Source organism: Brevibacillus sp. FSL L8-0520 (genome assembly GCF_037963895.1).
GTDB lineage: Bacteria > Bacillota > Bacilli > Brevibacillales > Brevibacillaceae > Brevibacillus > Brevibacillus borstelensis.
The window spans coordinates 4,681,694-4,707,709 of record NZ_CP150171.1 but is presented as its reverse complement, the minus strand read 5'-3'; the positions used below and the strand labels follow the sequence as shown (position 1 = coordinate 4,707,709).

The 26,016-nt window shown below is 45.3% G+C and carries 26 protein-coding genes and 2 pseudogenes; 21 read left to right on the top strand and 7 right to left on the bottom strand.

The window, feature by feature from the left end; translation table 11 throughout:
* Positions 1-138: 138 nt before the first annotated feature.
* Both NSQ24_RS23060 and NSQ24_RS23055 read right to left on the bottom strand, forming a co-directional pair.
* Entirely contained in the window at positions 139-798 is a 660-nt protein-coding gene (locus NSQ24_RS23060) for a zinc ribbon domain-containing protein (RefSeq protein WP_003392964.1), read from the bottom strand.
* Between the two features lie 26 nt (positions 799-824).
* Complete coding sequence (locus NSQ24_RS23055) at positions 825-2,150, bottom strand: flagellin (protein ID WP_198291593.1); 1,326 nt, start codon at positions 2,148-2,150, stop codon at positions 825-827.
* Between the two features lie 133 nt (positions 2,151-2,283).
* On the opposite strand from NSQ24_RS23055, the gene NSQ24_RS23050 reads away from it, so the two are divergent.
* The 12 genes from NSQ24_RS23050 to NSQ24_RS22995 all read left to right on the top strand — a co-directional run bounded on the left by NSQ24_RS23050 (position 2,284) and on the right by NSQ24_RS22995 (position 10,407).
* The gene (locus NSQ24_RS23050) at positions 2,284-2,646 is read left to right on the top strand and encodes a helix-turn-helix transcriptional regulator (protein ID WP_003392962.1); all 363 of its coding nucleotides are present in this window, start codon (positions 2,284-2,286) and stop codon (positions 2,644-2,646) included.
* 324 nt (positions 2,647-2,970) lie between these two features.
* On the top strand, positions 2,971-3,465 hold the full coding sequence (locus NSQ24_RS23045) for an antirestriction protein ArdA (RefSeq protein WP_003392958.1): 495 nt from the start codon (positions 2,971-2,973) through the stop codon (positions 3,463-3,465).
* A gap of 124 nt (positions 3,466-3,589) precedes the next feature.
* Positions 3,590-3,829 (top strand): hypothetical protein, encoded by a 240-nt coding sequence (locus tag NSQ24_RS23040; RefSeq protein ID WP_003392957.1) that lies wholly within the window; start codon positions 3,590-3,592, stop codon positions 3,827-3,829.
* A complete protein-coding gene (locus NSQ24_RS23035; RefSeq protein WP_003392956.1) occupies positions 3,801-4,025 on the top strand; it encodes a hypothetical protein in 225 nt (74 codons plus the stop codon). The genes NSQ24_RS23040 and NSQ24_RS23035 overlap by 29 nt, the downstream gene beginning before the upstream one ends.
* Before the next feature lie 66 nt (positions 4,026-4,091).
* A complete protein-coding gene (locus tag NSQ24_RS23030) occupies positions 4,092-4,274 on the top strand; it encodes a hypothetical protein (protein ID WP_003392953.1) in 183 nt (60 codons plus the stop codon).
* Between the two features lie 108 nt (positions 4,275-4,382).
* The gene (locus NSQ24_RS23025) at positions 4,383-5,000 is read left to right on the top strand and encodes a JAB domain-containing protein (RefSeq protein ID WP_003392952.1); all 618 of its coding nucleotides are present in this window, start codon (positions 4,383-4,385) and stop codon (positions 4,998-5,000) included.
* Positions 5,001-5,022: 22 nt separating this feature from the next.
* Positions 5,023-5,619, top strand: a complete 597-nt coding sequence (locus NSQ24_RS23020; RefSeq protein WP_003392950.1) for a JAB domain-containing protein — start codon at positions 5,023-5,025, stop codon at positions 5,617-5,619.
* 133 nt (positions 5,620-5,752) lie between these two features.
* A complete protein-coding gene (locus NSQ24_RS23015; protein WP_339166687.1) occupies positions 5,753-6,643 on the top strand; it encodes a hypothetical protein in 891 nt (296 codons plus the stop codon).
* Entirely contained in the window at positions 6,640-7,203 is a 564-nt protein-coding gene (locus tag NSQ24_RS23010) for a hypothetical protein (RefSeq protein WP_339166685.1), read from the top strand. The genes NSQ24_RS23015 and NSQ24_RS23010 overlap by 4 nt, the downstream gene beginning before the upstream one ends.
* A gap of 658 nt (positions 7,204-7,861) precedes the next feature.
* Positions 7,862-9,370: an IS21 family transposase gene (gene istA, locus NSQ24_RS23005; RefSeq protein ID WP_339166683.1), complete on the top strand. Its 1,509-nt coding sequence runs from the start codon at positions 7,862-7,864 to the stop codon at positions 9,368-9,370.
* Complete coding sequence (gene istB / locus NSQ24_RS23000; protein ID WP_025846873.1) at positions 9,367-10,110, top strand: IS21-like element helper ATPase IstB; 744 nt, start codon at positions 9,367-9,369, stop codon at positions 10,108-10,110. The genes istA (NSQ24_RS23005) and istB (NSQ24_RS23000) overlap by 4 nt, the downstream gene beginning before the upstream one ends.
* Before the next feature lie 129 nt (positions 10,111-10,239).
* On the top strand, positions 10,240-10,407 hold the full coding sequence (locus NSQ24_RS22995; protein ID WP_339166681.1) for a recombinase family protein: 168 nt from the start codon (positions 10,240-10,242) through the stop codon (positions 10,405-10,407).
* Here the strand turns inward: NSQ24_RS22995 and istB (NSQ24_RS22990) are convergent.
* Both istB (NSQ24_RS22990) and istA (NSQ24_RS22985) read right to left on the bottom strand, forming a co-directional pair.
* A complete protein-coding gene (gene istB, locus NSQ24_RS22990) occupies positions 10,399-11,202 on the bottom strand; it encodes an IS21-like element helper ATPase IstB (RefSeq protein WP_024982952.1) in 804 nt (267 codons plus the stop codon). The genes NSQ24_RS22995 and istB (NSQ24_RS22990) overlap by 9 nt on opposite strands.
* Positions 11,199-12,422: an IS21 family transposase gene (istA, locus tag NSQ24_RS22985; protein ID WP_024982953.1), complete on the bottom strand. Its 1,224-nt coding sequence runs from the start codon at positions 12,420-12,422 to the stop codon at positions 11,199-11,201. The genes istB (NSQ24_RS22990) and istA (NSQ24_RS22985) overlap by 4 nt, the downstream gene beginning before the upstream one ends.
* 124 nt (positions 12,423-12,546) lie before the next feature.
* On the opposite strand from istA (NSQ24_RS22985), the pseudogene NSQ24_RS22980 reads away from it, so the two are divergent.
* The 6 genes and pseudogenes from NSQ24_RS22980 to NSQ24_RS22955 all read left to right on the top strand — a co-directional run.
* Positions 12,547-12,834, top strand: a pseudogene (locus NSQ24_RS22980) (recombinase family protein); the annotation flags it as partial.
* Between the two features lie 69 nt (positions 12,835-12,903).
* On the top strand, positions 12,904-13,233 hold the full coding sequence (locus tag NSQ24_RS22975) for a recombinase family protein (RefSeq protein ID WP_339168079.1): 330 nt from the start codon (positions 12,904-12,906) through the stop codon (positions 13,231-13,233).
* A gap of 89 nt (positions 13,234-13,322) precedes the next feature.
* On the top strand, positions 13,323-14,933 hold the full coding sequence (locus NSQ24_RS22970; protein ID WP_339166679.1) for a recombinase family protein: 1,611 nt from the start codon (positions 13,323-13,325) through the stop codon (positions 14,931-14,933).
* A 232-nt stretch (positions 14,934-15,165) separates the two neighbouring features.
* The gene (locus NSQ24_RS22965) at positions 15,166-16,644 is read left to right on the top strand and encodes an Eco57I restriction-modification methylase domain-containing protein (protein ID WP_339166677.1); all 1,479 of its coding nucleotides are present in this window, start codon (positions 15,166-15,168) and stop codon (positions 16,642-16,644) included.
* Positions 16,641-17,588 (top strand): BsuBI/PstI family type II restriction endonuclease, encoded by a 948-nt coding sequence (locus NSQ24_RS22960; protein ID WP_339166675.1) that lies wholly within the window; start codon positions 16,641-16,643, stop codon positions 17,586-17,588. Before NSQ24_RS22965 ends, NSQ24_RS22960 begins: the two co-directional genes overlap by 4 nt.
* Positions 17,589-17,698: 110 nt before the next feature.
* Positions 17,699-19,147 (top strand): hypothetical protein, encoded by a 1,449-nt coding sequence (locus NSQ24_RS22955; protein ID WP_339166673.1) that lies wholly within the window; start codon positions 17,699-17,701, stop codon positions 19,145-19,147.
* A gap of 194 nt (positions 19,148-19,341) precedes the next feature.
* Here the strand turns inward: NSQ24_RS22955 and NSQ24_RS22950 are convergent, their stop codons facing one another.
* On the bottom strand, positions 19,342-20,805 hold the full coding sequence (locus tag NSQ24_RS22950; RefSeq protein WP_172920214.1) for an IS1182 family transposase: 1,464 nt from the start codon (positions 20,803-20,805) through the stop codon (positions 19,342-19,344).
* Positions 20,806-21,676: 871 nt separating this feature from the next.
* Here NSQ24_RS22950 and NSQ24_RS22945 point away from each other — a divergent pair.
* Both NSQ24_RS22945 and NSQ24_RS22940 read left to right on the top strand, forming a co-directional pair.
* The gene (locus tag NSQ24_RS22945) at positions 21,677-22,261 is read left to right on the top strand and encodes a Fic family protein (RefSeq protein ID WP_172920115.1); all 585 of its coding nucleotides are present in this window, start codon (positions 21,677-21,679) and stop codon (positions 22,259-22,261) included.
* Positions 22,262-22,484: 223 nt separating this feature from the next.
* Positions 22,485-23,025 (top strand): annotated as a pseudogene (locus NSQ24_RS22940) (zinc-binding dehydrogenase); the annotation flags it as partial.
* A 285-nt stretch (positions 23,026-23,310) separates the two neighbouring features.
* Here NSQ24_RS22940 and NSQ24_RS22935 read toward each other — a convergent pair.
* Both NSQ24_RS22935 and NSQ24_RS22930 read right to left on the bottom strand, forming a co-directional pair.
* Positions 23,311-24,642, bottom strand: a complete 1,332-nt coding sequence (locus tag NSQ24_RS22935) for a HAMP domain-containing sensor histidine kinase (RefSeq protein WP_339166671.1) — start codon at positions 24,640-24,642, stop codon at positions 23,311-23,313.
* A complete protein-coding gene (locus NSQ24_RS22930; RefSeq protein WP_327970324.1) occupies positions 24,632-25,330 on the bottom strand; it encodes a response regulator transcription factor in 699 nt (232 codons plus the stop codon). Before NSQ24_RS22930 ends, NSQ24_RS22935 begins: the two co-directional genes overlap by 11 nt.
* Positions 25,331-25,472: 142 nt before the next feature.
* On the opposite strand from NSQ24_RS22930, the gene NSQ24_RS22925 reads away from it, so the two are divergent.
* On the top strand, positions 25,473-26,009 hold the full coding sequence (locus NSQ24_RS22925) for a hypothetical protein (protein ID WP_024984206.1): 537 nt from the start codon (positions 25,473-25,475) through the stop codon (positions 26,007-26,009).
* Positions 26,010-26,016: the final 7 nt, after the last annotated feature.

Genomic DNA, 26,016 nt, shown 5'->3' with positions numbered 1-26,016 from the left:
GTTTCATTCCAACACGGCTTTCGATCTCGTGATATTGGTTGCATTTATTACAGAAGTAATGTGACTCCATCGAATCCCTCCAGAACTGGTCATCAAACAAATGACGGGAGTTACAGTAACTCCCTCAGCGACAGTTCTTTATTCATTGAATTCATGGCCGCAAAAACGGCAAATCTTTGCCCTTGCCTTCACAAGCTCGGCACATTTCGGGCATTCTTTCGAGTCTGTCGCAGATACCGAATGCTGTTGAATCGCCGATACTTCCTGTTCGATCAGTTCTTGCTGATTGAGCATATGGCGTTCGTATAGCTGACGTTGGTGGGACATTTCAGCTTGGAAGTAATCCTCCAAGTGTTTCAATTCCTCACGCAGTTTGACAAGTTCAGATTCAATCGCTTCACAGTGCTTTGCCGCTTCCTTCTGCTTCTCCTGTGCAGTTCTGCGAATGGAAAGCCCCTTGACACGAAAGATAGCACCAAGGATTATACAAAATATACCTACTACGCACATAATCATACCAACCGCTAAAACATCACTTCTGGACTCTTCGGAAGCCAATATGATTCCGATTAAGGTGGCTAATGACCCGATGATGAATCCGACCCAGCTAAGCAGGAGCAAAAAGCCTCCGCCCAATTCTCCTCCGATGCCCACACTTCGGTAACGATCCAGTTCCTGCTCTTTTAACCGGATATCGTTGTTGATGCTCTCCAGTTTGATCCTGTACTCTCGTTCCAGTTGCTCCAGCTTCATCTTGAATGCGTCGGAGGTATTGATGGTTCTCACAAATTGTTGCAAGAGAAAGCCCGTCCTTTCTTGGTAAACTATCGAAGCAGGGTTATGACTGTTTCTGGGGTATAGATTGCTTGTGCCAGCATGGCCTGCGATGCTTGTGATAGAATTTGGCTCTTCGTAAGTTCCATCATTTCCTTGGCCATGTCCGCATCTGTAATTCTCGATTCCGCCGCCGCAAGATTGACCCTGTAGTTTGATGCGTTGTTATGAATGTGCTCCAATGTGTTTTGATACGAACCAAACTTTGACCGTTCAGCGGACACTTTATTGATTGCCTCGTCAATCTTTCCAATCGCTTCTACCGCTTTCTCGGGCGGATCAACCGCAATATCATCGATGCCAAGTGCTGTTGTGCGGGCATCCGTTAACTTGATCTTGTATGTATCACCGGCATCAGGACCAACCTGTATGATCACGTCTCCGGATTGGTTGGGCAGAGTGGTGGAGTTGGGGTCTATCGTTGCTTCAAATTGAACAACGATTTCTGTCCATACGCCGCCTCCATCCGAGAAGTTGGGCGAATCGGACAGGTCATTGCCCAGAATATTCTCTGGAGGCACTCCGACATAGGGAGTACCGGAGTAGGAAACGAGTTTCGTTGCGTAAACCTCTGTCTCAAGATATCCAGTGAGTCCGTTTACCCTGACCGCGGTGATATTGTTGCCAAATCCCCATGTTTCCGCTCGTGTCTTAAAGGTGTTGGTACCGAGATCAACAGAAAAATGATAAGGCTCACTCGACTGTGGAGGCGGGGCCGGAGTAGACCAGTAGACGCCATTCACCAGATCGGCGATGGAAAAAGTCTCTTCGTATATGGTGTTGATGCCGGATTGCTCAAAGATGGTGATGCTGACCGCATTGGCCAAATTGACAACGGTAAGTCCCGATGATGGAGTATCTGACACGTTGAGCAAGTGAATCCCGTTGAAGTGGGTGTTGTTTGCGATGTCATTGATGGTGTTCTTGATTTGATCGATTTCTTCCTGAATTCGTAGTCTGTCGTCCGAAGACAAAGTGCCGTTGGCTGCCTGCAAGGCAAGCTCTCGTAATCTCTGAAGATTCGGATTCTGTATCTCGGCGAGGCCCGATTCGGCCGTTTGTACAAGAGAAATGCCGTCCTGGATATTACGCTCAGCCTGTTCCAAACCTCTGATCCTGGCCCTCATTCTTTGTGAAATGGACAGGCCTGCGGCGTCATCTGCCGCTTTGTTTATGCGGAGTCCCGAGGATAGTTTTTCAATTGAAATGGCAGTACTTTTATTGTTCCTTTGAAGTTTATTTAATGAAGTCAGTGCTGTAGCGTTATGATTTATCCGCAACTGACAGTCACCTCCAAAGCCACTTCCATGCAACATTAAGAAAACCAAAAATTCACAGATACAAGTCCATTATATTAACTTTATCGGTAAGAAATAAAGTAAAATTTATGTTTTGATAAGATAATATGTTTCTGATCAAATCTCTACTCTAGTGGTAGAGGTGATAGGCGTGTCAGATTTTTTGAAACTTGTCGGGGAGCAAATACGGTACATCAGAAAATCGAAGGGACTCACACAGGAGGCATTAGCTAATCAATGTGGTTTTCAATATTCGTATCTCTCCGACATTGAACGTGGTGAACGAAACATATCACTAGAGACACTAGAGAAGATTATTAACGCATTAGGGATCTTGCCGGTCGAGATTTTTACCTTCAAGCACGCCGATACCGACAATGAACTCATTGAAAAGCGTTTGGTCATTGAATCACTCCAAGCGTTATTGCATGACCGAAATGTTAGTGAAGTCAAATTCATTCACCGGGTCGCAATTGACTTTATAAATACCGTCGATCAGGCTAAAAACAGATAAACAATCCCGGCCCTATATAAGCAAAAAATGCAGACATTTTCTCTCGGCACCATACCGTATTTTTTGAAGGAGGGGGCCTGCCGTTTCATGCCCCACCGGGTTCTATATGGACTGTGATCTATTGATTCATTGGTAGATCGCAGTCCTTTTTGTTTTTGTCGCTCTGCTGAGCGTGACAGCGAACAGGGAAGCTGAGAGGCTTCCCACACTGAGAGGAGGTGAATCTGGATGATCAGGCAGTGTTGTTTTGAATGAAAGAATCAGTGTGGTTATTGTCGTGACTTTTTTTGGTGAACAAAATTCGGTAAATCGGAGGGAGTCTGTATGGAGGTTAGAATTTACGTTGCCAATCTGGCGAAGTACAACGAAGGTAAATTGGTTGGCAAGTGGCTAACACTGCCGCTAAGAAGTGAAGAGTTAGAGGAACGGCTAAAGCAGATTCTGGGCGAAGATGAGGAATACGCCATTCATGATTACGAAGCACCATTCTCCATCAACGAGTATGACGATGTGTTTGCGATCAATGAAGCCGCTGCCGTTTTGGCTCGATACGACAGCAGGGTTGTTATCGCTCTTTGTGAATGCGTGGACAACGTGGAAGAGGTTGTGCGGCTGTTGGAGAGCGGCGACTACAGTGTGTATTTTGACGTGGACAACTTATGTGATGTCGCGGCAGAAATGATCGATGAAGGTTGCTTTGGTTCCGTTCCTTCCTCACTCGTTTACTACATCGATTATGAAAGTATCGCCAGAGATTTGAAGATGGATGGTTGGCACATGAATTACGAGCTGAGAGTTGCCGTCCGCCGGCATTCTTAATCACGCCGTTCATTTGTAACAAGGATTTATGTAATGGTGCCTGCTTGAATCAAAGCGGGTTTTTTGGCGTTGCGAAAACGACCGGTTGTAAGAGCCCGGGACAATGAAAGGAGGTGAGATGACCATGAGGGATTTGATGAAAAGGATGGAGTTGAAACTGGCCGATCTGCTTGTCAGGGAACGGTTGCTGAGAAACTCTGACATGAACCACCCAAGAAACATGTTCAGCCTACAACAGGTTCGGGAGGAGCTTAAAACCCTGCAAGTTAAATTGGATATGATCGACATCCTGCGGTCGATTGAACTCGAAACCAACAAGAAAGGAGCTGTAACACATGCAACAGAACAAAATGAATCTGTCTGATGACCTTGTAGTGTTGTTAAATCGGTTGGCTCAGAACGGAGACATTCGAATGGCCGGTCACGTCTTGCACGCATACCTGATCCGCTTCTGGAAGATGGAGAGGGATGATGCAACCAGATTCATCATTTGCTACTTTGAAAAGCATTATCCAAAGCAGTTACAGCGGTATGTGAAAAAGAGAAGACATCGGAACTGAGCGGCTCTTCTGCACTGATTAATGGCAGGAGGGCTATTTTTATGTCCTTGGTGGGAGGTGAGGCTGATGAAGAGACACGTTGATCTATATGAAAAGAGGCAGTGGTTACTGGCGGCACTGAAACATCTGAGAAGTGTCAAGAAGTTGCGTCCCGCTTGGGGGCGGCTTTATGCACGGATACTTGTCAAGCTGGTGCTCGTTGAAATGAAGCTGGAGCATTTAGAGAAACAAAAAGAGGTGCGACCTTGAAGGATCACACCAAACAACTTAGCTGATTGTATTGTACAGGATTTGACTTCACCAACACAAGGAGGGTTCACCGCCCTCCTTATTTTCATTTCACGGAGGTAATTTACGGTGACTGATAGATATGACAACAAGCCTGCTCTGGCCGATATCTTCGCACAGATTTTGCGGGAAAAGCCTGACAGCCACACCATTCGCACTTTACTGACCAGCTTTCCAACACTCTATGATTTGCTTCAGGCCACAGAAGAGGATTTGAGAGCCCTTCCTCGCATCGGTGTAGTTAAGGCGAGAAAAATTATGGCCGCTTTAGCTAGTGCTCGAACTCTCTGCACTGAAATATCTCGTCCGCATGTTGTTCGTTCGGCCAAGGAAATTTACGACTTTCTCAAGGCTGAGATGATTTATTTACCTCAAGAACACTTTGTTGTTGTCGGTTTAGACAAGCGGAATCGGATTTTATTCTGGAAGGTAGTCAGCGTAGGAAGCATCGATGCGGCAATAGTTACGCCGAGACAGACCTTCCTTCCATTGTTAAAGCATTCACAAGTAGAGAAGGCAATATTCGTGCACAACCATCCTTCAGGTGATCCTACTCCATCAAGGGAAGATATAACCATAAGCAATACTCTCAAGAAAGTAGGAGAAATCATTGGCGTGGAAGTTCTCGATTCGATTGTTTGCGGCATGAATTCGTACTGCTCTTTAGCTGAGCAGGGATTTATGTAAATCTAGTCAGGAGGCGGAAAGCATGGCGAAACTCATCAAAAACCTAGTAAGCTCCCATATACTACGGGAGAGCGACTTGTTGACGATTCAAGCATTGTTACATCACTTTGATCACCCGAATCAACTTAAAGGGCTATCTCAAGAGGATTTATCTGAAATAGTCAGTTCATCTGCGGAAGGAAAACAGCTTCATGCTACCCTGAAACTTGCACATTTACTTTCTAACCCCGGCAGGCAGGATAGGTTCGTTATCCGCATGCCTAGAGATGCCTACCAGTATTGCAAGGAAAAGTTTGAGATGGTCGGCGATGGACAAGCGGTACTGCTGGCATTAACGACTAAGAATCATGTCCTGAGCCTAACTACTATTGATGAGAAAGTGATGGCCGACATCCCCACTTGCCAGCGATTTATCTTCCGCGAACTAATATTGCGGAACGCCGCTTCAGGGATACTGGTACACATCCTAAAGGAGGGCGACCTTAATCCTACTACTGAGCAAATCTCAGTGGCTAAAACAATTACTGAGGCCGGGGATGTGTGTGGCATATCGATTTTGGATATTCTTCATATGACAGGTTCAGAGTATCTTAGTTTCAAAGAAAAGGGGTGGGTATAAGAAGAATTGGTGGTATGGGAGTCGTTATAAGGTAACTGGCTCCCATTCCCATCACGACTAGTAGGCCTGATGTGGTCATGGTGAGTCTGTTCTGTTTAAATTAAAGTATAGGAATTGATTGGAGGAAGTTGCTGTGCAGATACCTAACTTTCAGAGCTATTTCAGAAACACCGGTGCGAGGAATAAGTTCATTCTTTCTCCATCGTGGTTCCCTTTTCAAAGACAGATATTAAGCGAGGTGTACGGTGATTTTAAAGACCGTGACGCTTTTGTGATCTATCTATATTTGTGTAAACATTTTGACTACACATCCAAAAAGACTAATCGATGCATTGATACAATTCACAAGGATCTGAAGTATAACTTACCAACTGCACATAGACCGAAGTATTCAAGGAAGGTTCAGAATGCATTAGCCTGGCTCGAGCGAGAAGGTTTTATTAAACGTGTTAGTGGAAAACAGCAGTGGTTCCGCTCCACTATTCTTGTCGCTCCAGATTACCACCACGTTCAACAAAAATACTACTCTTGTCATGAACTGAACTTTGATTTTGAGGAGTTAAAAGCACATAACAAAGGCTACATTATGGTGCCAAAAACAGTGTTAACAGAAAAAATGCTGGCTGACACAACCCTTGCCAAACGTCAGTGGACAATCACTAAGTTAAAAACACTTTTGCTACTGTACGCATATTGTTGGCTTGAATTTTACGGGGGAATCGATCCGAGAATCGTGCAAATCGATCAGCAAGGTAAAGTTGATCTTAATCCAGGCTTCTGTTATGCGTTAAAAGGTTCAACCACAGTGATATCGAGAACGGTTATTTCTTTGATAAAGGATGGTTTATTTATACCAGTTAGGTGTTGGTTTGAGGAAGGGATATACACGGGTGATGTAGGAACATATCAACCGAATTCAAATGCAAAAGTCGTTGAACGAATTGTGTTACGCCCGACCCATTTAATTCTTCATCAAGTCGAAACCGATGTTATGAAATCTAAAAAGGGGTATATGGAAATATGACGACAACATGGAGGAAGTTGAAAGTAAAGGTGGCAACCGAAATAGTTGAGTTTCTTCATGATGGATCATCTACAATAGAGATTTTGGGGGAGCCTCATTCTCAGTCGATTGAATACGATTCAACAAAGGAAGAAGGGATTCTACAATCCATTCAAATGATGGATTTTCAGGCAAAGGTCGCAATGCTGTTACGTGCGGAATTGAAGAGGATGGGTATGCTTCCCCCGCTTCCTGCTGAAAGGTATCGTGTTGAAATTGATGTTGTTTCCAGAAGGCCGAAGAAGGAGTTGCCATTAATCGAAGTAATGAAATCGGTTGTTGATGGAGTCAACAAAGAGATTATCGGGAATGACCGCAGTATTTATGAATGTTGCATCACAAACGCCGGGCCCCAAAATGTTCAAAGTCGTTCTACGCAACCTTTGGATAATCTGTCAGTTAGGATTTATCCATTGAGTGCGAATACAGGTTCACCTGTGGTTAGTTTTTCTGATGTTCCTATTTATATTGTCCCGAAGGAAGAGCCGCTTTTAATCGACTTCGACAATGACACACGTTGAGAGCCATACAATTGGGATTTGCAAAAAGACGTGGCGGAGACCCTACAGAACGATGGAATGCAACTTTCAGGAGTTGGCGGCCCCCTTCAGGTGAATATGACGTTCATCGGTGGAAAGGTTGCGGGTATGGACATCGATAACATGGCTAGGGTTTATTTGCCGATCCTTTGGAATCTCGGAGTTAACGAGGAGGAGGTAAACGCTATTCATTTGTACAAACAACCAGTACAAGGGCATCAACAGAGTAGTACATTGATTGTCTTACAATAGGTGTATACACGACCGAGAGCAGTAAAATCCTTGAGGCTCTAAGGTTAAATCGCTCTTTGATGTAGACCAAAGTATGAACACTTAATAGAGATGATCTGAGTACTAAATGATACTATCTAATGCACTTGTCACACATTTTAGTGTGATGAGTGCTTTTTTATTTACAGCGAATAAATCAATCAACGGTGAGAGGCGTTGAGCAGTAGAGAGGAGGTGAAGACATATGCTTGTTCAGTCTGTCGTATCTCTTCCAAATTAAAGATGAATGTGAATGCTAATCTAATAATTGACCACCTAGTGGTACATTGCTCATAAAAAAGTTGACCACCTGAGCACCTCTTTCCTGTATCTTGAAGTTGTCGGACCACAAGATATAGGAGGAAAGGAAATGCTTCAGATGGCTAATTACGAGTTTATCAGGAAACAACACATTCTGCTAGGAAAGTCGATTCGCCAAATTTCTCGAGAGACCGGCTATTCCCGTCAAGTGATACGAAAGGCTTTGAAATCCTCTGAGATTCCTGTGTATCAGCTTTCAAAACCGAAGCCAAAGCCAGTCATTGATTCTGTCAAGCCCATCATCTTGGAGTGGCTGCATCAAGATGAACAAGCTCCCCCGAAGCAGCGTCATACTGCCAAACGTATTTACCAGAGACTCGTTGACGAACATGGATTCACCGGCGGTGAATCTACTGTACGACGCTACGTCAGAGAGTTGCGGGTTTCTCCTCCTAAAGCATTTGTCCCTCTTGATTTCCCGCCAGGGCGATTTGCCCAATTTGACTGGGGTGAGGTTACGGTTCATTTACAAGGGAAACAAGTGAAGGTTCAAGTCTTTTGTATGCGTTGCACATACAGCAGAAAGATTTTCATCAAGACATTTGCTCATCAGAAGCAAGAGGCTCTTCTCCAAGGTCATGTAGATGCTTTTGAATTTTTCGGTGCTGTTCCCCAAGTCATCACATACGACAACCTGACAACAGCCGTTAAGAAGGTATTGGAAGGCAAAAATCGCGAGGAACAAGAGCGATTTATTCAGCTACGTGCCCACTACCTGTTTGAAAGCTATTTCTGTGATCCGGGAAAAGGGCATCAAAAAGGCCAAGTGGAAAACCTCGTACAGTTTGCCCAGAGGCAATTTTTTGCACCTGTTCCTAGTGTTTCTTCTCTGGAGGAGCTAAATCAAATCCTCCTCGAAAAATGTATCTCTTACGAGAATACAACCGTTCCCCGGTCTTCCCTAACGGTTGGAGAAGCATTTGTTCAAGAGTTGCCCATCATGCTTCCATTGCCTCCACGGCCATTGGATTGTTTCCGTGTTGTACCCGTGAAAAGCAATACGCTATCCATGATCCACATTGAAAAAAATGCCTATTCCGTCCCGGTTTCCTATGCATCGACCCAACTTATTTGCCGAGTATTTGCTGAAAAAATTGAGGTGTATCACGGAAAAAGCCTGATTGCGACGCATGAGCGGTGCTTGGAAAAAGGAAAGGAGATTTTGCAATACGATCATTATCTGGATTTACTTCTTATTCGCCCAGGAGCAGTTCTTTATGCTAGACCATTGCATCAGGCAGGATTACCCGCCATTTACCAAAAGTTCTTGGACAAGTGCCGTAACCGACCAGGAGGGATGAAGGAGTTCGTTCGACTCTTGCTTTTGCACCGTGAATTCGATACTTCTCTCGTCGAAGAAGCACTGGGGGAGGCCTGCCAAAAAGGGATGTTCCAGTATGATGCCGTAAGGCAATTATTGTTTCAGCGAACATTGCCGGAACACCGTTTGCCCCAACTCTCGTTGGCGGAGGATAGCTCTGTTCCACGTATTCAGGTAAAGGCCCCAGATCTTAGCCAGTACAATCGTTTGTTACAGAAAAGGAGTGTGGTTCATTGAGTACGAGTTTCCTGCTTGAAACCTACGCGAAACGCCTTCGCTTACCTGCGATTAAACGTGTCTATAAGGAAATCGCCCATGATGCTGCTGAACGGCAAATTCCCTACGAGGAGTTCCTCTTAGCCCTACTAGAGCAAGAAGTTCAGCAAAGGGATGCTAACCAAATCGCGAGTCGCATCAAGCACGCCAAATTCCCTTCTATGAAAACGCTCGATCAATTTGAATTCTCGGCGATTCCGTCCCTCAATAAGCCCAAATTGCTTCAACTGGCTCGTTGTGAGTACATCGAAAAGGCAGAGAACATCATGTTTATCGGAAACTCTGGCACTGGCAAAACTCATCTCTCCATTGCACTCGGGAAGGAAGCTTGCCATCATGGCTATTCCGTTCAGTTTTGGACTGCCGCTAAAATATGTAACGAGCTTATGGAAGCTCAGTCCCAAAAGCGAATCCTCCAGCTAGAGAGGCAATGGTTGAAAACAGATTTGATTATTTTGGATGAAGTCGGGTTTGTCCCTCTGAGTCGGACCGGGGCGGAGTTATTATTCCAATTTTGTGCGGCCCGCTATGAGAAAGGAAGCATGATCATTACCAGTAATCTGGAATTTACGGAATGGACACAGATTTTCAAAGATGAGCAAATGACGTCAGCCCTGGTTGATCGGCTTACCCATCGTGCCCATATCTTTGCAATGAATGGAGACAGCTATCGCTTTAAGCAGAGCATTCAAAGATCGTGATCATGAAAAAGTTACCCACCCGACGGGTGGATTGATTTTTGCCATGGTGGTCAATTTTTTGATGAGCACTGTGGTCAACATTTTGGTTGACATTCACAGATGAAAGGATACCGGAAAGGAGTAGTCAGTATGAATGTTGCAACATATCTCAGAGTTTCGTCAGAACAACAAGCCAACCGTGAATTGTCCATTCCGGCACAGAGAGAGGCGTTGAAGGCCTACGCTGATGCAAAAGGATGGAATATCGTTGAAGAATTCGTAGACGAAGCAAAATTGTCAACGCCGGAATTAATTTGACCCACGAGCGCCGGTATAATTTTGACCCACCTGTGCGCCTGGTGTCGAATAGATTCCGGTTTTTAGTTTTTCTTTGAGCCGGTAGCTGTTCCCCCGGATGTTCACGACGTGGGAGTGATGCAATAAGCGGTCGAGAACAGCTGTAGCAAGAACGGGATCGCCCATGAGTTCGCCCCATTCGCCAAAGCTCTTGTTGCTAGTCAGAATCATGCTTCCTTTCTCGTAGCGTGCACAAACCAACTGAAAAAACAGGTTTGCAGCGAGCGGATCGAGGGGGAGGTAGCCCACCTCGTCCACGATGAGGATGCGTGGCCTGAGATATACCCTCATTCGTTTGTCCAGGCGATTCTCTTCATAAGCTTTTCGTAAATCGCCCACGAGCTGCGCGAGAGAGACGAAATACACAGGCAATCCTTGTCCAATGGCCTCCATAGCGATAGCAACGGCTAAATGCGTTTTCCCCACGCCGGGAGGCCCGAGAAACAACACGTTTTCTTGCCTCCCAACGAACGTCAGCGCAGCCAGTTCACGAATCAGTCGTTCATCAATCCCCGGTTGAAACGAGAAGTCGAATTCGTTGAGCGTACGCCGATAAGGGAGGTGAGACAGCTTCATGCGGACCTCTACATTTCGGCGCTGGCGATCCTGAATCTCAGCGTCCAGTAGATCATTGAGGAAAGAGAGATACGTGCTTTGGCTCCGGCTGGCAGCTTCCAGCTTGGCATCAAGCGATTGGGCGGCTTGACCCAAACCAAGTTCCTCCAGACGCTGGCGGGCTTGTTCGAGCTCAATCATGCGCCCACCTCCACAAGACGTTCATACACGTCCAACGGACGCACTTCCACGTCTTGTACAGGAATCTGAACGCCTTGCGGCTTTGGATAAGCATATCCCTGAGCTGTACTCAAATTCGTGTATTGGTCCTCACACATCACTAGCCTTCGGGATTGGTACTGCTTCTCGTGCCGGGCGATGAGCTGCTTCTCGCAGTATATTTCGACGAATCTGTTTACCTCTCGTACCTTTACTTCACGTCCGCTATACCGCCATGGAACGCCATAACGAACGCCGTCGTAGCTCACAAATCCGTCACGGCTTACTTTCCTCGGTTCAAACCGGTACTTTGCCCATCGTTCCGGAGACGGAAGCATACCGAGCTTCTCTTGTGCCAAGCGATCGATCGGTCTTTCCCCAGTTGTACCGTGGATACGACGGTTTTGCTCATCGCACCAGTGTCTGGCTTGGCGATTTAGGTCACCAAGATCGGTGAATGATCGCCCTGGCATGAAGTTCTGCTCGATGAACTGAACGCTTCTCTCGACCTTTCCTTTCGTTTGGGGACGTCGTACGCGGCAAACTTTGGGGATCAAGCCGATAGCCGCAGCAAAATCTTCAAACAACGGATGCCATCTCGGCTTTCGATCATCGCCCATGCCAAGAATAACGGTCTTCATTTGGTCGGTTAGCATGGTCTTTGGAACACCGCCGAAGTATTCCAAACCGTTCATCAAGCAGCGTAAGAAACTGTGGATGTCACAGCGCTTTGTAAATTCGATGTACATCGCTCGGGAGTAACCCAACACCATCGTAAAAACGGGGATTTTACGCACTTCACCGTTTAAATCGATGTACTCGCAAATCTTCCAGTCCACTTGGGCTTGGTGTCCGGCTTTTGTCTCATAGCGTTGCACCGCAGGTGCCTGTTTTGGAGGTCGACGGGGCTTCACATAGTCCTTGATGATCGTAATGCCCCCCGTGTAACCTCGCTCTTTCAAGAGACGCAGCAGCACTTCACAATTGAAAATTCCCTTTTCGAGGTATAGATCCAGCAAGGCTTTGAACGGATCGAGTTTTGAGACTCTCTTCTTACGCGGACGAGGTTCCGGAATTCCTTCTGCGCGGAGGTATTTTCGTATGGTATTACGGGAATGACCCGTTTCCCTTGTGATTTCGCGGATACTCTTGCCGCTCACTTGAAGTTCGTGTAATCTGATCACAGTCCCACTCCTTAGCATATGTCTCCCCTCTGAAGCTACTTTGGTCGGTAATTTCAGAGAGAGGTATTCTACAGGGGTGGGTCATTTTCATTCCGGCGAACCTGGGTCAATTTTAACCCGGCGGTGACAAAAATCGGCGAAGACGGCGGATCGCCCTGCTTTTCAAAGAATGATTGCTTTGGCTCAAAAGCCTGGCAAACTGTTCGACGCGATTCTCGTGCACAAGTTTGACCGCTTCTGCCGCAGACGTGAAGATCATATTATATACAAAGCCCTGCTAAAAAAGCAGGGTATTGTTGTGCTTTCCGCAACGGAACCAACAGACCCTGAAACCCCACATGGTGTCTTGCTTGAAGGAATGCTGGAGGTTATCAGCGAGTTTTATAACGTCAACCTGAAGCATGAGACACTGAAGGGGTTGAGAGAAAACGCAACCCAAGGTTTTCACTGCGGTGGGCGTGCTCCCTATGGATATCGTTTACGAAAGATCGGTAACAGAGTGACTTACGAACTTGGGCCAGAAGATGAGGTGCAGACGGTTAAAAAGATCTTCAGCATGGCTGCTGAGGGCATGGGAGGAAAGAAAATCGCACGTTTGTTGAACCAGCGATCGTATCCTCAAGGGAAAAAGTGGAGTCCTTCAACCGTATTGTCCATTCTAAGCAACGAAGCGTATCTCGGTCGGCGAGTGTGGAATAAGAGGTCTGACGGTCGTATAAATGATCAAGGCAAGTGGATTGTTACCGAGAAGAGTCATCCAGCCATTATTGATCAGGATCTCTGGAACGCCGCTCAATCATCCCTAATGACACGTAAGTTATGCAAGTAACCAAATATCGTTTTCATGCAGGTATGCCAAACAAAGGTGTACCTGCTTTTTTTATGCCCAAAAATCAACATACAAGGAGAGGTTGATCAATGAAAGTAGTCGCTTATGTTCGTGTATCGTCGGAGCGTCAAGCAGAAAAGGAATTGTCTATTCCCGCTCAATTGAAAGCCATCCAGCAATATTGTCAGGAGAAAGGCTGGATCATAGTTGGTGAGTACATTGAGAAGGCGAAGTCAGCAAAGACTGATAATCGTCCTGAGTTTCAGAAAATGATCGCATTAGCGAAGAGGCCAAACAGACCTTTTGATGCCATTGTAGTTCACAAGTTTGATCGCTTTTCGCGTAAACGGGATGATCACGTTATCTACAAAGCGTTACTTAACAAGTGCGGCGTTAAGGTGATATCCGTTACCGAACAGACAGAGGCGGAAACTCCACAGGATTTGCTTTTGGAAGGGATGCTTGAGGTAATCAGTGAATTCTACAACGCGAATCTTGCATCTGAGGTCAAAAAGGGAATGACGCAAAACGCGAAGCAAGGATACAACAACGGCGGTACACCTCCCTACGGATACCGTACCGAACATATTGCGTTGGGAGCCAGCAAAACAAAAGCGGTATGGGTACTCGGCCCGCGGGAAGAGATTGATATTGTTCGTTGGATTTTCCATCAGTATGCTTACGAAGGTTCAGGGTACAAGAAAATCGCCAATACACTTAATGAGAAAGGAGTACCCACACAGAAAGGCGGGAAATGGTCGGCAAGCACAATTCGGGCTATTATCTTCAATGAATCGTATATTGGCCGGAAAGTGTGGAACAAACAAGACTATCAAACGAAGGGGAAGAAGTGGAAAGACCGCTCTGAATGGATCGTAACCGAAAATGCACATCCGGCCATCATCACTGAGGAGTTGTTTAATCTATGCCAAAAGAGAGCGAAAGAAAGGAACAACGGCGGGGGTGAAACGCATAAGCCGTTCCAAACGAAGCCTAACTCTCCATTCTGGCTCAGGGGAATCTTTTACTGCGACAAATGCAACTCACGGATGGTCGGCCATTCGACATCGACAACCAGGAAATACGGCGGACAAAAGTATTACATCTGCGGTGGGTATATGCGAAAAGGTAAGGATTTTTGCCCTTACGTTGGTTGGCGGAAAGAACAGATAGAGAAAATCGTTGCTAATAAACTACGAAGTGCATTGCTCCGACTGACTTTTGATGACCAGATTGAAAGGGAAATTCACCAGTACCATAGAGACTCAAATAAACACATTGCCGCGTCATTAACAGGATTGGAAACGGAAATCAGTTTTCTGAAGAAGAGGATTGAGCAAATGCGGCACGAACTTCAAACAGGTGGTGGAAAAGCGTACTATGCAGATGTCATCACTGAAATGCAGGTAGAATTGCAAGAGAAGGAATCCGAGCATGCCAACAAGAAAAAATTGTATCAAGAACTGATTCTGCCTGAAACAGCTATTGATTCAATTAAGCATGACGTTAGGAACTTGATTAACTTGCTTAATGAAGAGGTGCCGAATCCTCAACTGCTTAATGAGTATGTCGGCAAATTTGTCTCTAGTGTGATGATTCAAAGGGAGACAAAGATAGTGCAGATTAATATGCATCTGAAGTATGGCGAGCAAGTGTTGTATCAGAAGATGATTGTTGCTGATTGGGAACTTGCTAAATAAACAGCAGACTTTTTTCAGTTACACAAGAACACATGCAGGGGAAGGGGGGCCATCTTCCTCTGCATGGACATTCTTTAATTGAGTACTACGTGACGAATATAAGGTTCAACGAAAAGGTTTGACTATTGCCCCTTGACTAGGGGGAGAATGGCATTGAAAAATCTGAAATGAGTAATCGAACCGGAATGTATAGTAGAATATAACCATATGCTTCAGAGAGTTGGTGGACATAATGCAACAGTTTCTTGAACAGATAGATAGCGTACGATTGAAAGTTTCAAGTAAAACAGACCCAAAACGTAAATCAGAGCTAGGTCAGTTTATGACGCCGTCTACTATCGCTAGGTTTATGGCTTCCCTTTTTACAAACGTAAACATACAAAATGCTCGACTCCTTGACCCAGGTGCCGGCGTAGGTTCTTTATCGTGTGCCTTTCTTGAACGATGGGCGACCAGAGGATTCACATTTGAAAGTGTTGAAGTGGTCGCTTCTGAACTCGATCCCAAGTTACATGACCATTTGTCGGCATCTTTAGGGGTATATAAAGACAAACTACCACTTGATGTCAAAGTTTTGAAAGGCGATTTCATAGAGCAGGCAATTAACATGATTCAAAGTGAGGGGGAAATGCGTTTCACGCATGCAATTCTAAACCCCCCTTACAAGAAGATGAACAGCAATTCCCGCCATCGCCTATTACTTCGTCAAGTCGGAATTGAAACGGTTAATCTATATTCAGCATTTGTAGCCCTAACATTGGCATTGATGGAGCAAGGCGGTCAACTAGTTGCTATTATTCCGCGTAGCTTCTGTAACGGCCCATATTTTCGTCCATTTCGCCAATACATTTTTGAACGGTCTGCTATTAAACATATTCATCTCTTCGGAGCCCGTAATAAGGCCTTTAAGGATGAAAGTGTACTACAAGAAAATGTAATCATCTTATTGGAGTGTGGAGCACAACAAGGAGAAGTTACAATTTCTACGTCTACAGATGACAGCTTTACTGATTATCAGACTTATCTTCATCCATTTAACCGAGTTGTTTTACCTAATGATCCAGAGTTCTTTATCCATATTCCTACATCTTTAGAGAGAAATCCTATCGATATCTCATCGAATATTAATTATTCATTGCAAGACTTAGGAATTGATCTTTCCACAGGGCCAGTCGTCGATTTTCGTGTCAAAGAGCACTTAAGGGACATGCCCGAGCCTGGAGCCGTTCCCTTACTTTATCCAATGCATTTTGTCGGGCAGTTAACTGATTGGCCTAAACCTGGAATGAAAAAGCCTAATGCTATAATGCTTAATCCTGATACTGAAAAATGGTTATATAAAAATGGTTTCTATACAGTAGTAAGACGCTTCTCGTCAAAAGAAGAGAGGAGACGTGTTGTAGCTGGTGTAGTCAACCCTGCATATTTTGATTACCCATTGCTCGGTTTTGAGAATCATTTGAATGTCTTCCATTGTAAAAAACAAGGGCTTCCAGAAGAACTTGCTTATGGATTGTTTGTTTACTTAAATTCAACGGTTGTCGATGAATACTTCCGTATCTTTAACGGCCATACCCAAGTTAATGCAACCGATTTACGAAATTTAAAATACCCGAGTAGAGAAACACTAATTGAACTTGGTAAATGGGTTAGGGCATATGAAACAATTACCCAACAGGATATTGACCAAAAGTTGGAGGAAATATTATGAACCATAAGAACATAGAGGACGCTTTAAAAATACTTGTCGCACTGGGACTGCCACGAGCACAACAAAACGAGCGTTCCGCACTCTGTCTACTAGCCTTACTAAATTTGACTCCCGATAAAGAATGGAGTCAGGCCGAAAATCCTTTAATAGGCATAACACCTATGATGGAGTTTTGTCGAGAACATTATGGTAAGGAGTATGCTCCTAACACCCGAGAAACATTTAGACGCTTTACCATGCATCAGTTTGTAGATGCAGGTATCGCACTTTACAATCCTGATAATCCGACTAGACCCGTAAACAGCCCAAAAGCTGTGTACCAAATTGAGCCAGAAACATTAGCACTTTTAAGAACTTTTGGTTCTTATGAGTGGGATACAAATTTAGCTTATTACCTGTCCAAACAACAGACGTTGGCAGAAAGGTATGCAAAGGTACGGGAACAGAATCTTATTCCTGTTAAGATCGCCCCAGGAAAAGAAATTCAAATCAGCCCTGGGGAACATAGCCAATTGATTAAAGCAATTATCGAGGATTTTGGGCCACGCTTTGTACCTGGTGGGGTTTTAATTTATGCAGGTGATACTGGAGACAAGTGGGGCTATTTTGATGAAGCTTTGCTGGCGAGACTTGGTGTAACAGTAGATACACATGGTAAGATGCCAGATGTAGTTCTTTACTATCCCGAACGTAATTGGCTGTTGTTAGTAGAGTCAGTTACTAGTCATGGCCCCGTTGATGGAAAGCGACATGAGGAATTGGCCCGGCTATTCGCAGGGTCTTCCGCTGGTTTGGTGTATGTTACAGCGTTTCCATCACGTGCTGTAATGGCTAGATACCTTCCTGAAATTGCATGGGAAACAGAGGTATGGGTTGCAGATGCTCCTTCGCATTTAATTCATTTTAACGGTGTTCGTTTCTTGGGGCCATACAATGAAGAATAACAAAAAGAAGCCACTGTATGTACTATACGACAGTGGCTTCTTAGTCGTTTACCTTTTTTTGCAAACGTGGTAAAAAAGTAGTGTAAGAACAAGTGGGGGGATGGTGTCTAGTGGACAAAGAACTAGAGGTCGTAAAAAAAGAATCACAAATTAGTTTGCCATCAAATAGCAATTTAGAGATTAGACAATTTGAAGAAAGTTTATTGGGTTTCCTTGAGAGTAACGGGTTGCCTACTGCATCAGTATTAGTGCCAATCAATCAAAGAATTACAGTGTTCAGAAACATACCAGATGCAATTACACAATTGGATGAAGAACGCAAGAGTCAATCCCTTTATATTTCAAAATTTATTGCTGCTGTAGCTTCAGGTTTATTTGATGCGGCACTTAATTATTTATGGGACGAAACAATTAATGAATTAAGAAACCGGGTAGCTCAATATGACCTTTCATATTTTTACGATAATGCAGTTAATAGTCAAGAGAAACGAAAAAGATTAAAAGATGAAAATGATCTTGAAAAAATTGATGACAGTGAACTAATACATGGTGCTAAGGAAATTGGCCTTATCTCTGAACTTGGTTTTAAACATCTTGACTTTATTCGCTATATGAGAAACTGGGCAAGTGCCGCTCATCCTAATCAAAATGAAATTACAGGTCTACAACTAATAGCATGGTTAGAAACGTGCATAAATGAAGTGATCTCTCTTCCATTGTCCAATATAACTATTGAAATTAAAAAGCTATTAGCAAATATTAAAGCTAACGTGATTACAGAGGAAGAAGCGAAACAAATTTCTACCTTCTTCATTCACTTAACACAAGAACAAGCAAATACTTTAGCACAGGGTTTATTTGGGATTTATACAAGACAAGACACTACTGCTCAAACACGAGAAAATATACACAGACTGCTTCCTGTTCTGTGGGAATTTGTTGATGAACCAACTAAACAAATGTTTGGGGTTAGATACGGTAAATTTGTGGCTAACAATGACCAGGAAGAACAAGCTTTAGCAAGAGGCTTTTTACAAGTTGTTAACGGTGAATCGTATATTCCTGATAGCCTACGCTCAGCTGAGATAGAGACAGCTCTCGATAATCTGTTAACAGCACATAGGGGTCTAAACAATTTTTATAATGAACCACCGTTTGCACGTGAACTATACCGTCTTGTTGGACAAACCGGGAATGTTCCTGCACAAATTAATAAAAAATATGTACTTACATTAGTGGAGGTGTTTTTGACAAATGGTAATGGGACGGCTTGGAATGCTGAACCAATTTACTATGATCTAATTAAGCAGTTCGATTCCACCCAAGCCTTGATGGCAGTACTTTCTTTTAACGAACGAGTAATCTCTAGTAGGTTACAGTTCTCTCTGTGTCAAAGAAAGTATCGAGAACTGCTAGAAATGTTAAGGGTTAAAGTAACATCTAGTGCGGCAGTAGAACTGATAGATGAAATAATAAGTTACAGTGGCCCGTATGATAAGATGAAAGATGACACTAGATTTAACAGGAAAGTCGTCGCCTTGCAGAAAATAATCGGGTAATATTTTCTCGGAGATGCTTATGTATCGCCGTTTTCGGACGGGGGTTCGAATCCCCCCGCCTCCACCATACATAAAATAAGGCACCCTTTAAGAGAGTCCTGCAAAATACCTCTGTTGAGGTTTGCGGATCGGGTAACGCACAGTATTTTTTTTTACAAAAAAGGACTTTAACGAAAAATGCAGTCCATTCTCCTTTAAGAGACGGGCTGCATTTTTTCTGCCAATTTTATCATCCGTTTTACATTTACGACGAAAGCCGTAAGTATTGCCTGTATTCGCATACGAAAGAGACCACGGTACTTGGCCTTGGTCATCCCATGATACCTTTTTAATTCAGCATTTTTGTGCTCAATAATCGGTCTGCGACGAATACGTTCTTTGAACGTATCGCTGTTTTCAAACTCGATTTGCGCCTTGTAGGGTTCCGCCACGATCCGGATGGAGTAGGTCTTGCTCTTTGCTCCTGGTTTGAAACAGCCTTCCCTAAGTGGGCATGTCTTACATTTCTCCGTATCGAAGTAAAAAACGAGAGAACGACTTTTGCCACTCTGCTTGCTGCCTTGGACAGCCTTTCGGATACTATGTTGTCCTGCCGGACAAATAACAAAGTCTGCATCCTTGTTGTACTCAAAGCCCTCTTGCTTCAGTCCCCCATTATGTACGACGGGGTTTAGCGGGACGACAGGTTTAATCCCCTTGGATTTCATCTCGGCCAAGTTATCTTTACCCGAATATGCGGTGTCAGCAATCACTTCTTGTACTTCTATTCCCACGTCAAGCGATTGGTTCAAAAGTTCTTTGAATTGTTTTCCGTCATCCGTACTTCCTCCGGTGACCTCCACAGCCGTAATGATTTCTTCATCCGTCATGGCAATATGCTCTTTGTAGCCAAAAAAGGATTTCGTATTGCTCTTCCATCCAAAGCGGGCATCTGGATCAATGGCCGACATAATGCCTTTATTGGCCAGCAGACGCTCATCTTCCACGATGGCCTTGGCGACCTTGATCTTCTCCGAGATGGAACCCTCATGATCGGGTAACAAAGTCTCGACTGTCTCTCCAAGTTCCGCCAAGTAGTGAAGCATGATCTTCTCGGCACCCTCTTGATCCTTCTTCAACTCCGGTAACCTCGGGAGTTTCTTTTCAAGTTTTGGATGCTTTTTCACCACAATACGGAATAAGCGCTTCGCCGCATCTCGCAGTACTTCAAGAGGCTTTTGTTTTGGCGAAGCTGCCAGTGTATAAGTGGAATCCACGATGATCGTCTTTGATTTCACAAGTCCTTTTTCGATGCACTGACGTACAACCGATTTGAGTACCTCGTCTACGGCTCCGGCTCCTAACCGATGATTACGAAAGCGGGATAACTGAGAGGGGTCAGGAAGGGTATCTTCTGGATTTAAACCTAAAAACCACTTATAAGCGAGGTTTACCTGCGTTTCCTGAATGATGCGTTCATCCGAAAGATTGTAGAGAACCTGTAAAAACAGCAAGCGAAACAGGAGCTCCGGCTCGTTAGCTGGTCTTCCGTAATGCTCACAATAAGAAGAACGAACCAATTCATGAATGAACGTGAAATCGACGATTTCATTGATTTTACATAATGGGTGATCCACGGGAATCAGTTTATATAATTCGGCATGGAAGGATGCCGTGATTTGTTTAGAGGGCTGTAGCAATGGTTCCAACTCTTTCGTTTTCTTTTTATTGTACATCAAAACCCGGTGTCGAAGCGGCACTGGGTTTCAGCCTGTTGAAAACCTACTGTTTCGGAGGAGAAGCATGTTTCCAGGCGGAGCGACTAGCGGAGTCCAGCCGAGCGGAACAGCGAAGCCCGGGGAGACAGAAGCGCAATCCATGAGTAACCTTCGGAGCTGCGCGCCGTTTTGCGCTTCCCCCGGGATCGCTGTGGAGCGGACAGTTTCACATCCTTGCAGGACGTAGACCGGAGCGCAGATCGGAAACATGCTTCTCCCCACTACAGCTACATTCTCGATAATTGAAACCCCAGTACCTAAGGGCACTAGGGTTACGGTTTACAGATATTAGGTGGACTTTTGCAGGGCTCTCCTTTAAGGGTGTTTTTTTATATTTTGGAAGGTGCTCCTAAGCTCCTTAAGATAATAAATATAACCATATCATATAGCTTTAAGACACCCTGTTCTCAACTCATTTAGCCTTGCTATAACCATGTTGATGATAAATCCGAATGCAATCAAGTCATTGGGGAAGGAGCGCAACGAAGCATATATGTTTGTTATAATGGGAGTAATGGGATATTCAGATTGCAAGGGGGACAAACTTAAATGCATATGCATGTAGTAAGTTTGCGAAGCAATAGGAAAAGGGTGATCGTCTTGAAAAGATACTCACAGCAAAAGTTGCGACGTGCTCTATTAAATGCGAAAGCGTCCTTGGAGATTGAGGGGCTCTTTTTAACACCGCAGGAAGATCGTTTATTGTTGGATCGTGCGGAGGGGAAAATGACGTATAGCGAGTTTTTAGCACGAGCCAAGGAAATCGCAAAAAATGGATGAACAAGAGCATATTAAGTATTGTTACCCCGGCAGTGAAGCATTGATCAATCTTCCCGGATTTAAAGAACAAGCTCAGCTTGATGCATTTGAACGAATGGTGACAGTTGAGCGATTAAGAGCTCTTTATCTAAGACCCTTAAAAGGAAAGTTCGATAAAAAGCATTTATGTGATATCCACAAGTTTATTTTTAGAGATGTTTACCCCTTTGCAGGCAAAATACGGGACGAAGACATTTCAAAAGGCAATTTCCGTTTTGCCACGGCACGATTCTTACATGAGCAAACCGATGAGTTGCTAAACAAACTGCAGCAAGAAGGTTTTCTGAAGGAATTACCTTTTGATAACTTTGTGGACAAGCTAACCTACTATCTAACCGAACTTAATGTCCTCCATCCATTTCGGGAAGGAAACGGCAGAACTCAGCGCGAGTTTATTCGATGCTTAGCTTTACAAGCTGGGTATCAGATAGATTGGACAAAAGTTGAAGGTTCGAAAATACTTCATGCAATGATTCTTTCTCCAAGAGATGATTCGGAATTGAAATACGTTATGAAAAAGGTTTTGTCGAAAAAATAACCAGCGAGGCTTCCCGCCGCGCCGCATCGGCCCGTGTGCCGTAGATCGGGCTCAACTTTAACGGGCTACGCCGGAGGCCTCCGGTGGTTCTAGATTCGCGAGCTATTACGTTCACGGACAGGATCGTTTCATAATGATTTGGAGGAAAACAAATAAGTAGCGTTGCATTTCCGGTGTAAAAACAAATTTGAGTAAAGATCGAGAGCGTCCCGGCAATTACCGAGGACGCTCTTGTTATATATCAACGACAGACTTCTCCCTAACAAAACCCCGACTTGTTTGGCCATAACTTGCGGCGGGTACGGCATTTCATTTCGATCCACCACTCAATTACCCCTACATAGGCGTTCCCGGCAAGAAGATAGCTGTGGTTGGACTTGGGGGGCTTGGACACATGGCTGTGAAGGTCGCCCATGCCATGGGGGCAAAGGTTACGGTTTTATCACAAACAGTAAAAGTAGAAAGAAGACGGTTTGCGGCTTGGCGCGGACCATTATTATGCCACGAACGATCCAGAGATATTTAAAAAATTGGCTGGTTCGTTTGACCTCATCGTAAATACAGTCAGCGCGAAGATCGATCTGAACGCCTACCTATCGCTGCTGGCAGTGGACGGTACATTGGTCAACGTACGTGCCCCGGCGGAGCCGTTGTCCGTTCATGTATTGTCTCTTATCGGTCAGCGGCGGTCGTTTGCTGGATCGATGATTGGCGGGATTCGCGAAACGCAGGAAATGCTCGACTTTTGCGCCGAACACTCCATTACGCGTCTTACAGGAAACTAACGGGTATCGATCGCTGAATAATGACACGAAGGCAGCCGACAAGTTCATCGGCTGCCTTTTTCTCAACTGAGGACAGGAATGTCTAATGGAGCGGGAGTGGAACGGGGGTGATAGCAACTATTCCCATACTTTTTGAAGAGGGAGTCCCTGCTTAGTTCGAGCCAGGTCGACAACATGCTGAATATAGGCAGTTTTTGCTCGGCCCTCATTGTCGGAATGATATTGTTCAGCCATCAGAGTCTGTCACAAGATTGCCTCCATCCGTCACATCGGCAAATAGACTTTGAACACAGAACCTCTCCCCACTTCGCTTTCCACCTCAATCCACCCCTGATGAGCCACGATGTTCTGCTGCGCGATCGCGAGCCCGAGACCTGTCCCGCCGCTCGGGCGGGCACGGGAATGATCCGCTCGATAAAAGCGGTTGAAGATATGAGGCAAATCCGCTTCGGGTATGCCGACCCCGTTGTCTTCCACCCGGATACAGTCGTATGGCTGCTGCCGGTCGGGCAGGTGTACGGTTTCCGCATGGAGGCGGATTTGGCCGCCGGGATTCGTATAGTAGATGGCGTTCGACAGGATGTTATACAGCGCTTGGAGAATCCGGGATTTCTCAACCGACACAGGAATATTCTCTTCTTTGGTGTGCACGGAAAGCTGTATGTGCTTATCCTCTGCCATAAACCGGGTCTTCGCCGTGACATCCTCCAACAACACGACCAGGTTTTCCGTTCGCGGGTGCAGTTCCATCATGCCGGCCTCAAGCCTGGACAAATCCAGTACATCATGGACCAAACGCGACAGCCGCAATACTTCATCGAGAAGGGAAGCTTGCTTGGCCGGAGAAAGGGGGGCCCCGGTCTCATGAGCCAGCTCCAATTCCCCTTGAATGATCATCAGCGGCGTTTTCAATTCGTGGGCGACATCGGACATCAGCTGTTTTCGGGTTCGTTCTGCGGCTGCCAGCGAATCGTTCATCTCCCGAAGAGCCTTGGCAATCGCTCCAAATTCATCTTTCCTTTGTTCCGGAAAGATGGCTGCAGCGTCGCCTTTTTTGATGGCCTCGATGCCCGCGATGATTTTGCGGATAGGGCTTGTCAGTCTCCAGGACAACAAAAAGATGGTCAGCAGAGCCGCGACAAAGGTGAACAGCAGGGAAGCGATGCCGATATTGGGCAGTATGCCGTACCACATCTTCTTAAACTCATACGTCTTGAACTGACTGTCGTTCATCACGTACAGCCTGCCGATCCTCTTGTCACCCGAGGCAAGCACGAGTTTGTAGCCGTCATTGCGTAGTTCATCCGCGCTTAGTTTTCCTTGCTGATACAGGAAGTTTCCATCTGCAGACAAAACGATTCCGGCAAAGGGGGCGGAATACTCAAACCTGGCGTCGCCGACATGTTCCCATGAATTGCCGTGGTCCCTATAGAATTGTTCGAACTCTTTCTTTAGTGATTCAAAAGCAGCTTTATCCTCCAGATAAGCAAAATCACGAGAAATATAAAACTGTGCATGCGTGACAACGAGCAGAAAAAGCAGGAGCAGCACGATCATTACGCTCATCGTCAGGAACAGCTTGGTTCTAATTTTCATGTTCCGCTCCGAATCGGTAGCCGAATCCGTATACCGTCTGAATGTAGTCGGAGGTCCGGCCGCCGTTCTCTATTTTCTTGCGGAGCTTGCTGATATGGGAATCCACCGTCCGTTCGTCGACGACAAATTCCTCCTCGAAAGCGTGCTGCAGAAGCTGCATGCGGCTGTACACCCGTCCGGGCTTCGACGCCAGCAGGTGCAGGATTTTGAATTCGGTTGGAGTGAGATGCAGCTCCTCTGTCCCTTTAAACACCTGCAGATTGTCCTCGTGAATCGTCAAATCGCCTCTTCGCAGCACGCTGCCGGACCCGTCGCTTTCATTTCTGTTCATCCGTCTCAAGAGGGAACGGACTCGGGCGGAAAGCTCCCTCAAGCTGAAAGGCTTTGTCAGGTAATCGTCCGCTCCCATTTCGAGGCCGACGATTTTGTCGGTTTCCTCGGATTTGGCCGTGACCATGATGATGCCGGGAGAGCCGATCTGTCTGAGCTGCCGGCAAATGTCCAGTCCGTTCATTTGCGGAAGCATCCAGTCCAGGAGCACAATATCCGGTTTGTGTTTTGCAAAGAGCTGCAGGGCCGTTTTGCCATCTATCGCTGTTAGACAATCGTATCCTTCGCTCTGAAGAAACGATTCGATGAGCGATGCGATTTTGATTTCATCCTCTACGATCAGAACTTTACTCCCCATTTTCAACCTCCCAGTACTGCCCATTTAATACCACTTTATCGGATATCTGTGGCCCTCACAATGTGTAAATAGGTTCACCACAAGTTCGCAACATTTCGTTGGTAGGATGGCTAACAAAGAAGCTGTTAGGGAGGATTGGAGTATGGGTTACAAATTGTCGATCAGGAAAAAGCAATTGCTCATCATCATCCATGTGCTTTCGGTCGTCTGCTGGCTTGGCGGAGCGATGGTCATGCTGCTGCTCGGTATGTATATGCTGAAGGCGGAGAACGGCGAGCAGCTGTATTACACCTTGGACAATATGCATTTGGTCGATGTTGTCTTCATCCGGTACACCGCTGTAGTCGCGCTGCTCACCGGCATTGTCTTGTCCGTTTGGACGAATTGGGGGCTTTTCAAGCATTACTGGATCTTGATTAAGCTGATCCTGACTGTATCGTTGATCGGTTTCGGCATCGGGTATATGGCAGACTGGTTGTCTCAAATCGTTCGGATCGCCGAACAGGAGAGATTCCTTGCGCTCGGCGATGCTGCCTTCCTGAACACTAGTTATTCATTGATTGGCGGAGCCATTGCCAATATCGTCTCGCTGATCTTTATGACGGCGATCTCTTATTTCAAACCGTTTGGAAAAATCAAGCCGATCGTCCGGAAGCCCAAGCAAGAAGCGGCAAAATGACGAAGCA

What these genes read in the sequence shown, in the direction of transcription:
- NSQ24_RS22995 (WP_339166681.1), top strand. Translation starts at nt 10,240, where the DNA reads ATGAATGTTGCAACATATCTCAGAGTTTCGTCAGAACAACAAGCCAAC.
- NSQ24_RS23045 (WP_003392958.1), top strand. Translation starts at nt 2,971, where the DNA reads ATGGAGGTTAGAATTTACGTTGCCAATCTGGCGAAGTACAACGAAGGT.
- NSQ24_RS22935 (WP_339166671.1), bottom strand. Translation starts at nt 24,642, where the DNA reads ATGAAAATTAGAACCAAGCTGTTCCTGACGATGAGCGTAATGATCGTG.
- NSQ24_RS22965 (WP_339166677.1), top strand. Translation starts at nt 15,166, where the DNA reads ATGCAACAGTTTCTTGAACAGATAGATAGCGTACGATTGAAAGTTTCA.
- NSQ24_RS23030 (WP_003392953.1), top strand. Translation starts at nt 4,092, where the DNA reads ATGAAGAGACACGTTGATCTATATGAAAAGAGGCAGTGGTTACTGGCG.
- istB (WP_024982952.1), bottom strand. Translation starts at nt 11,202, where the DNA reads ATGATTGAGCTCGAACAAGCCCGCCAGCGTCTGGAGGAACTTGGTTTG.
- NSQ24_RS23035 (WP_003392956.1), top strand. Translation starts at nt 3,801, where the DNA reads ATGCAACAGAACAAAATGAATCTGTCTGATGACCTTGTAGTGTTGTTA.
- NSQ24_RS22930 (WP_327970324.1), bottom strand. Translation starts at nt 25,330, where the DNA reads ATGGGGAGTAAAGTTCTGATCGTAGAGGATGAAATCAAAATCGCATCG.
- NSQ24_RS22925 (WP_024984206.1), top strand. Translation starts at nt 25,473, where the DNA reads ATGGGTTACAAATTGTCGATCAGGAAAAAGCAATTGCTCATCATCATC.
- NSQ24_RS22970 (WP_339166679.1), top strand. Translation starts at nt 13,323, where the DNA reads ATGAAAGTAGTCGCTTATGTTCGTGTATCGTCGGAGCGTCAAGCAGAA.
- NSQ24_RS23010 (WP_339166685.1), top strand. Translation starts at nt 6,640, where the DNA reads ATGACGACAACATGGAGGAAGTTGAAAGTAAAGGTGGCAACCGAAATA.
- istA (WP_024982953.1), bottom strand. Translation starts at nt 12,422, where the DNA reads ATGCTAAGGAGTGGGACTGTGATCAGATTACACGAACTTCAAGTGAGC.
- NSQ24_RS22960 (WP_339166675.1), top strand. Translation starts at nt 16,641, where the DNA reads ATGAACCATAAGAACATAGAGGACGCTTTAAAAATACTTGTCGCACTG.
- NSQ24_RS23020 (WP_003392950.1), top strand. Translation starts at nt 5,023, where the DNA reads ATGGCGAAACTCATCAAAAACCTAGTAAGCTCCCATATACTACGGGAG.
- istA (WP_339166683.1), top strand. Translation starts at nt 7,862, where the DNA reads ATGCTTCAGATGGCTAATTACGAGTTTATCAGGAAACAACACATTCTG.
- NSQ24_RS23055 (WP_198291593.1), bottom strand. Translation starts at nt 2,150, where the DNA reads ATGTTGCATGGAAGTGGCTTTGGAGGTGACTGTCAGTTGCGGATAAAT.
- NSQ24_RS23040 (WP_003392957.1), top strand. Translation starts at nt 3,590, where the DNA reads ATGAGGGATTTGATGAAAAGGATGGAGTTGAAACTGGCCGATCTGCTT.
- NSQ24_RS22945 (WP_172920115.1), top strand. Translation starts at nt 21,677, where the DNA reads ATGGATGAACAAGAGCATATTAAGTATTGTTACCCCGGCAGTGAAGCA.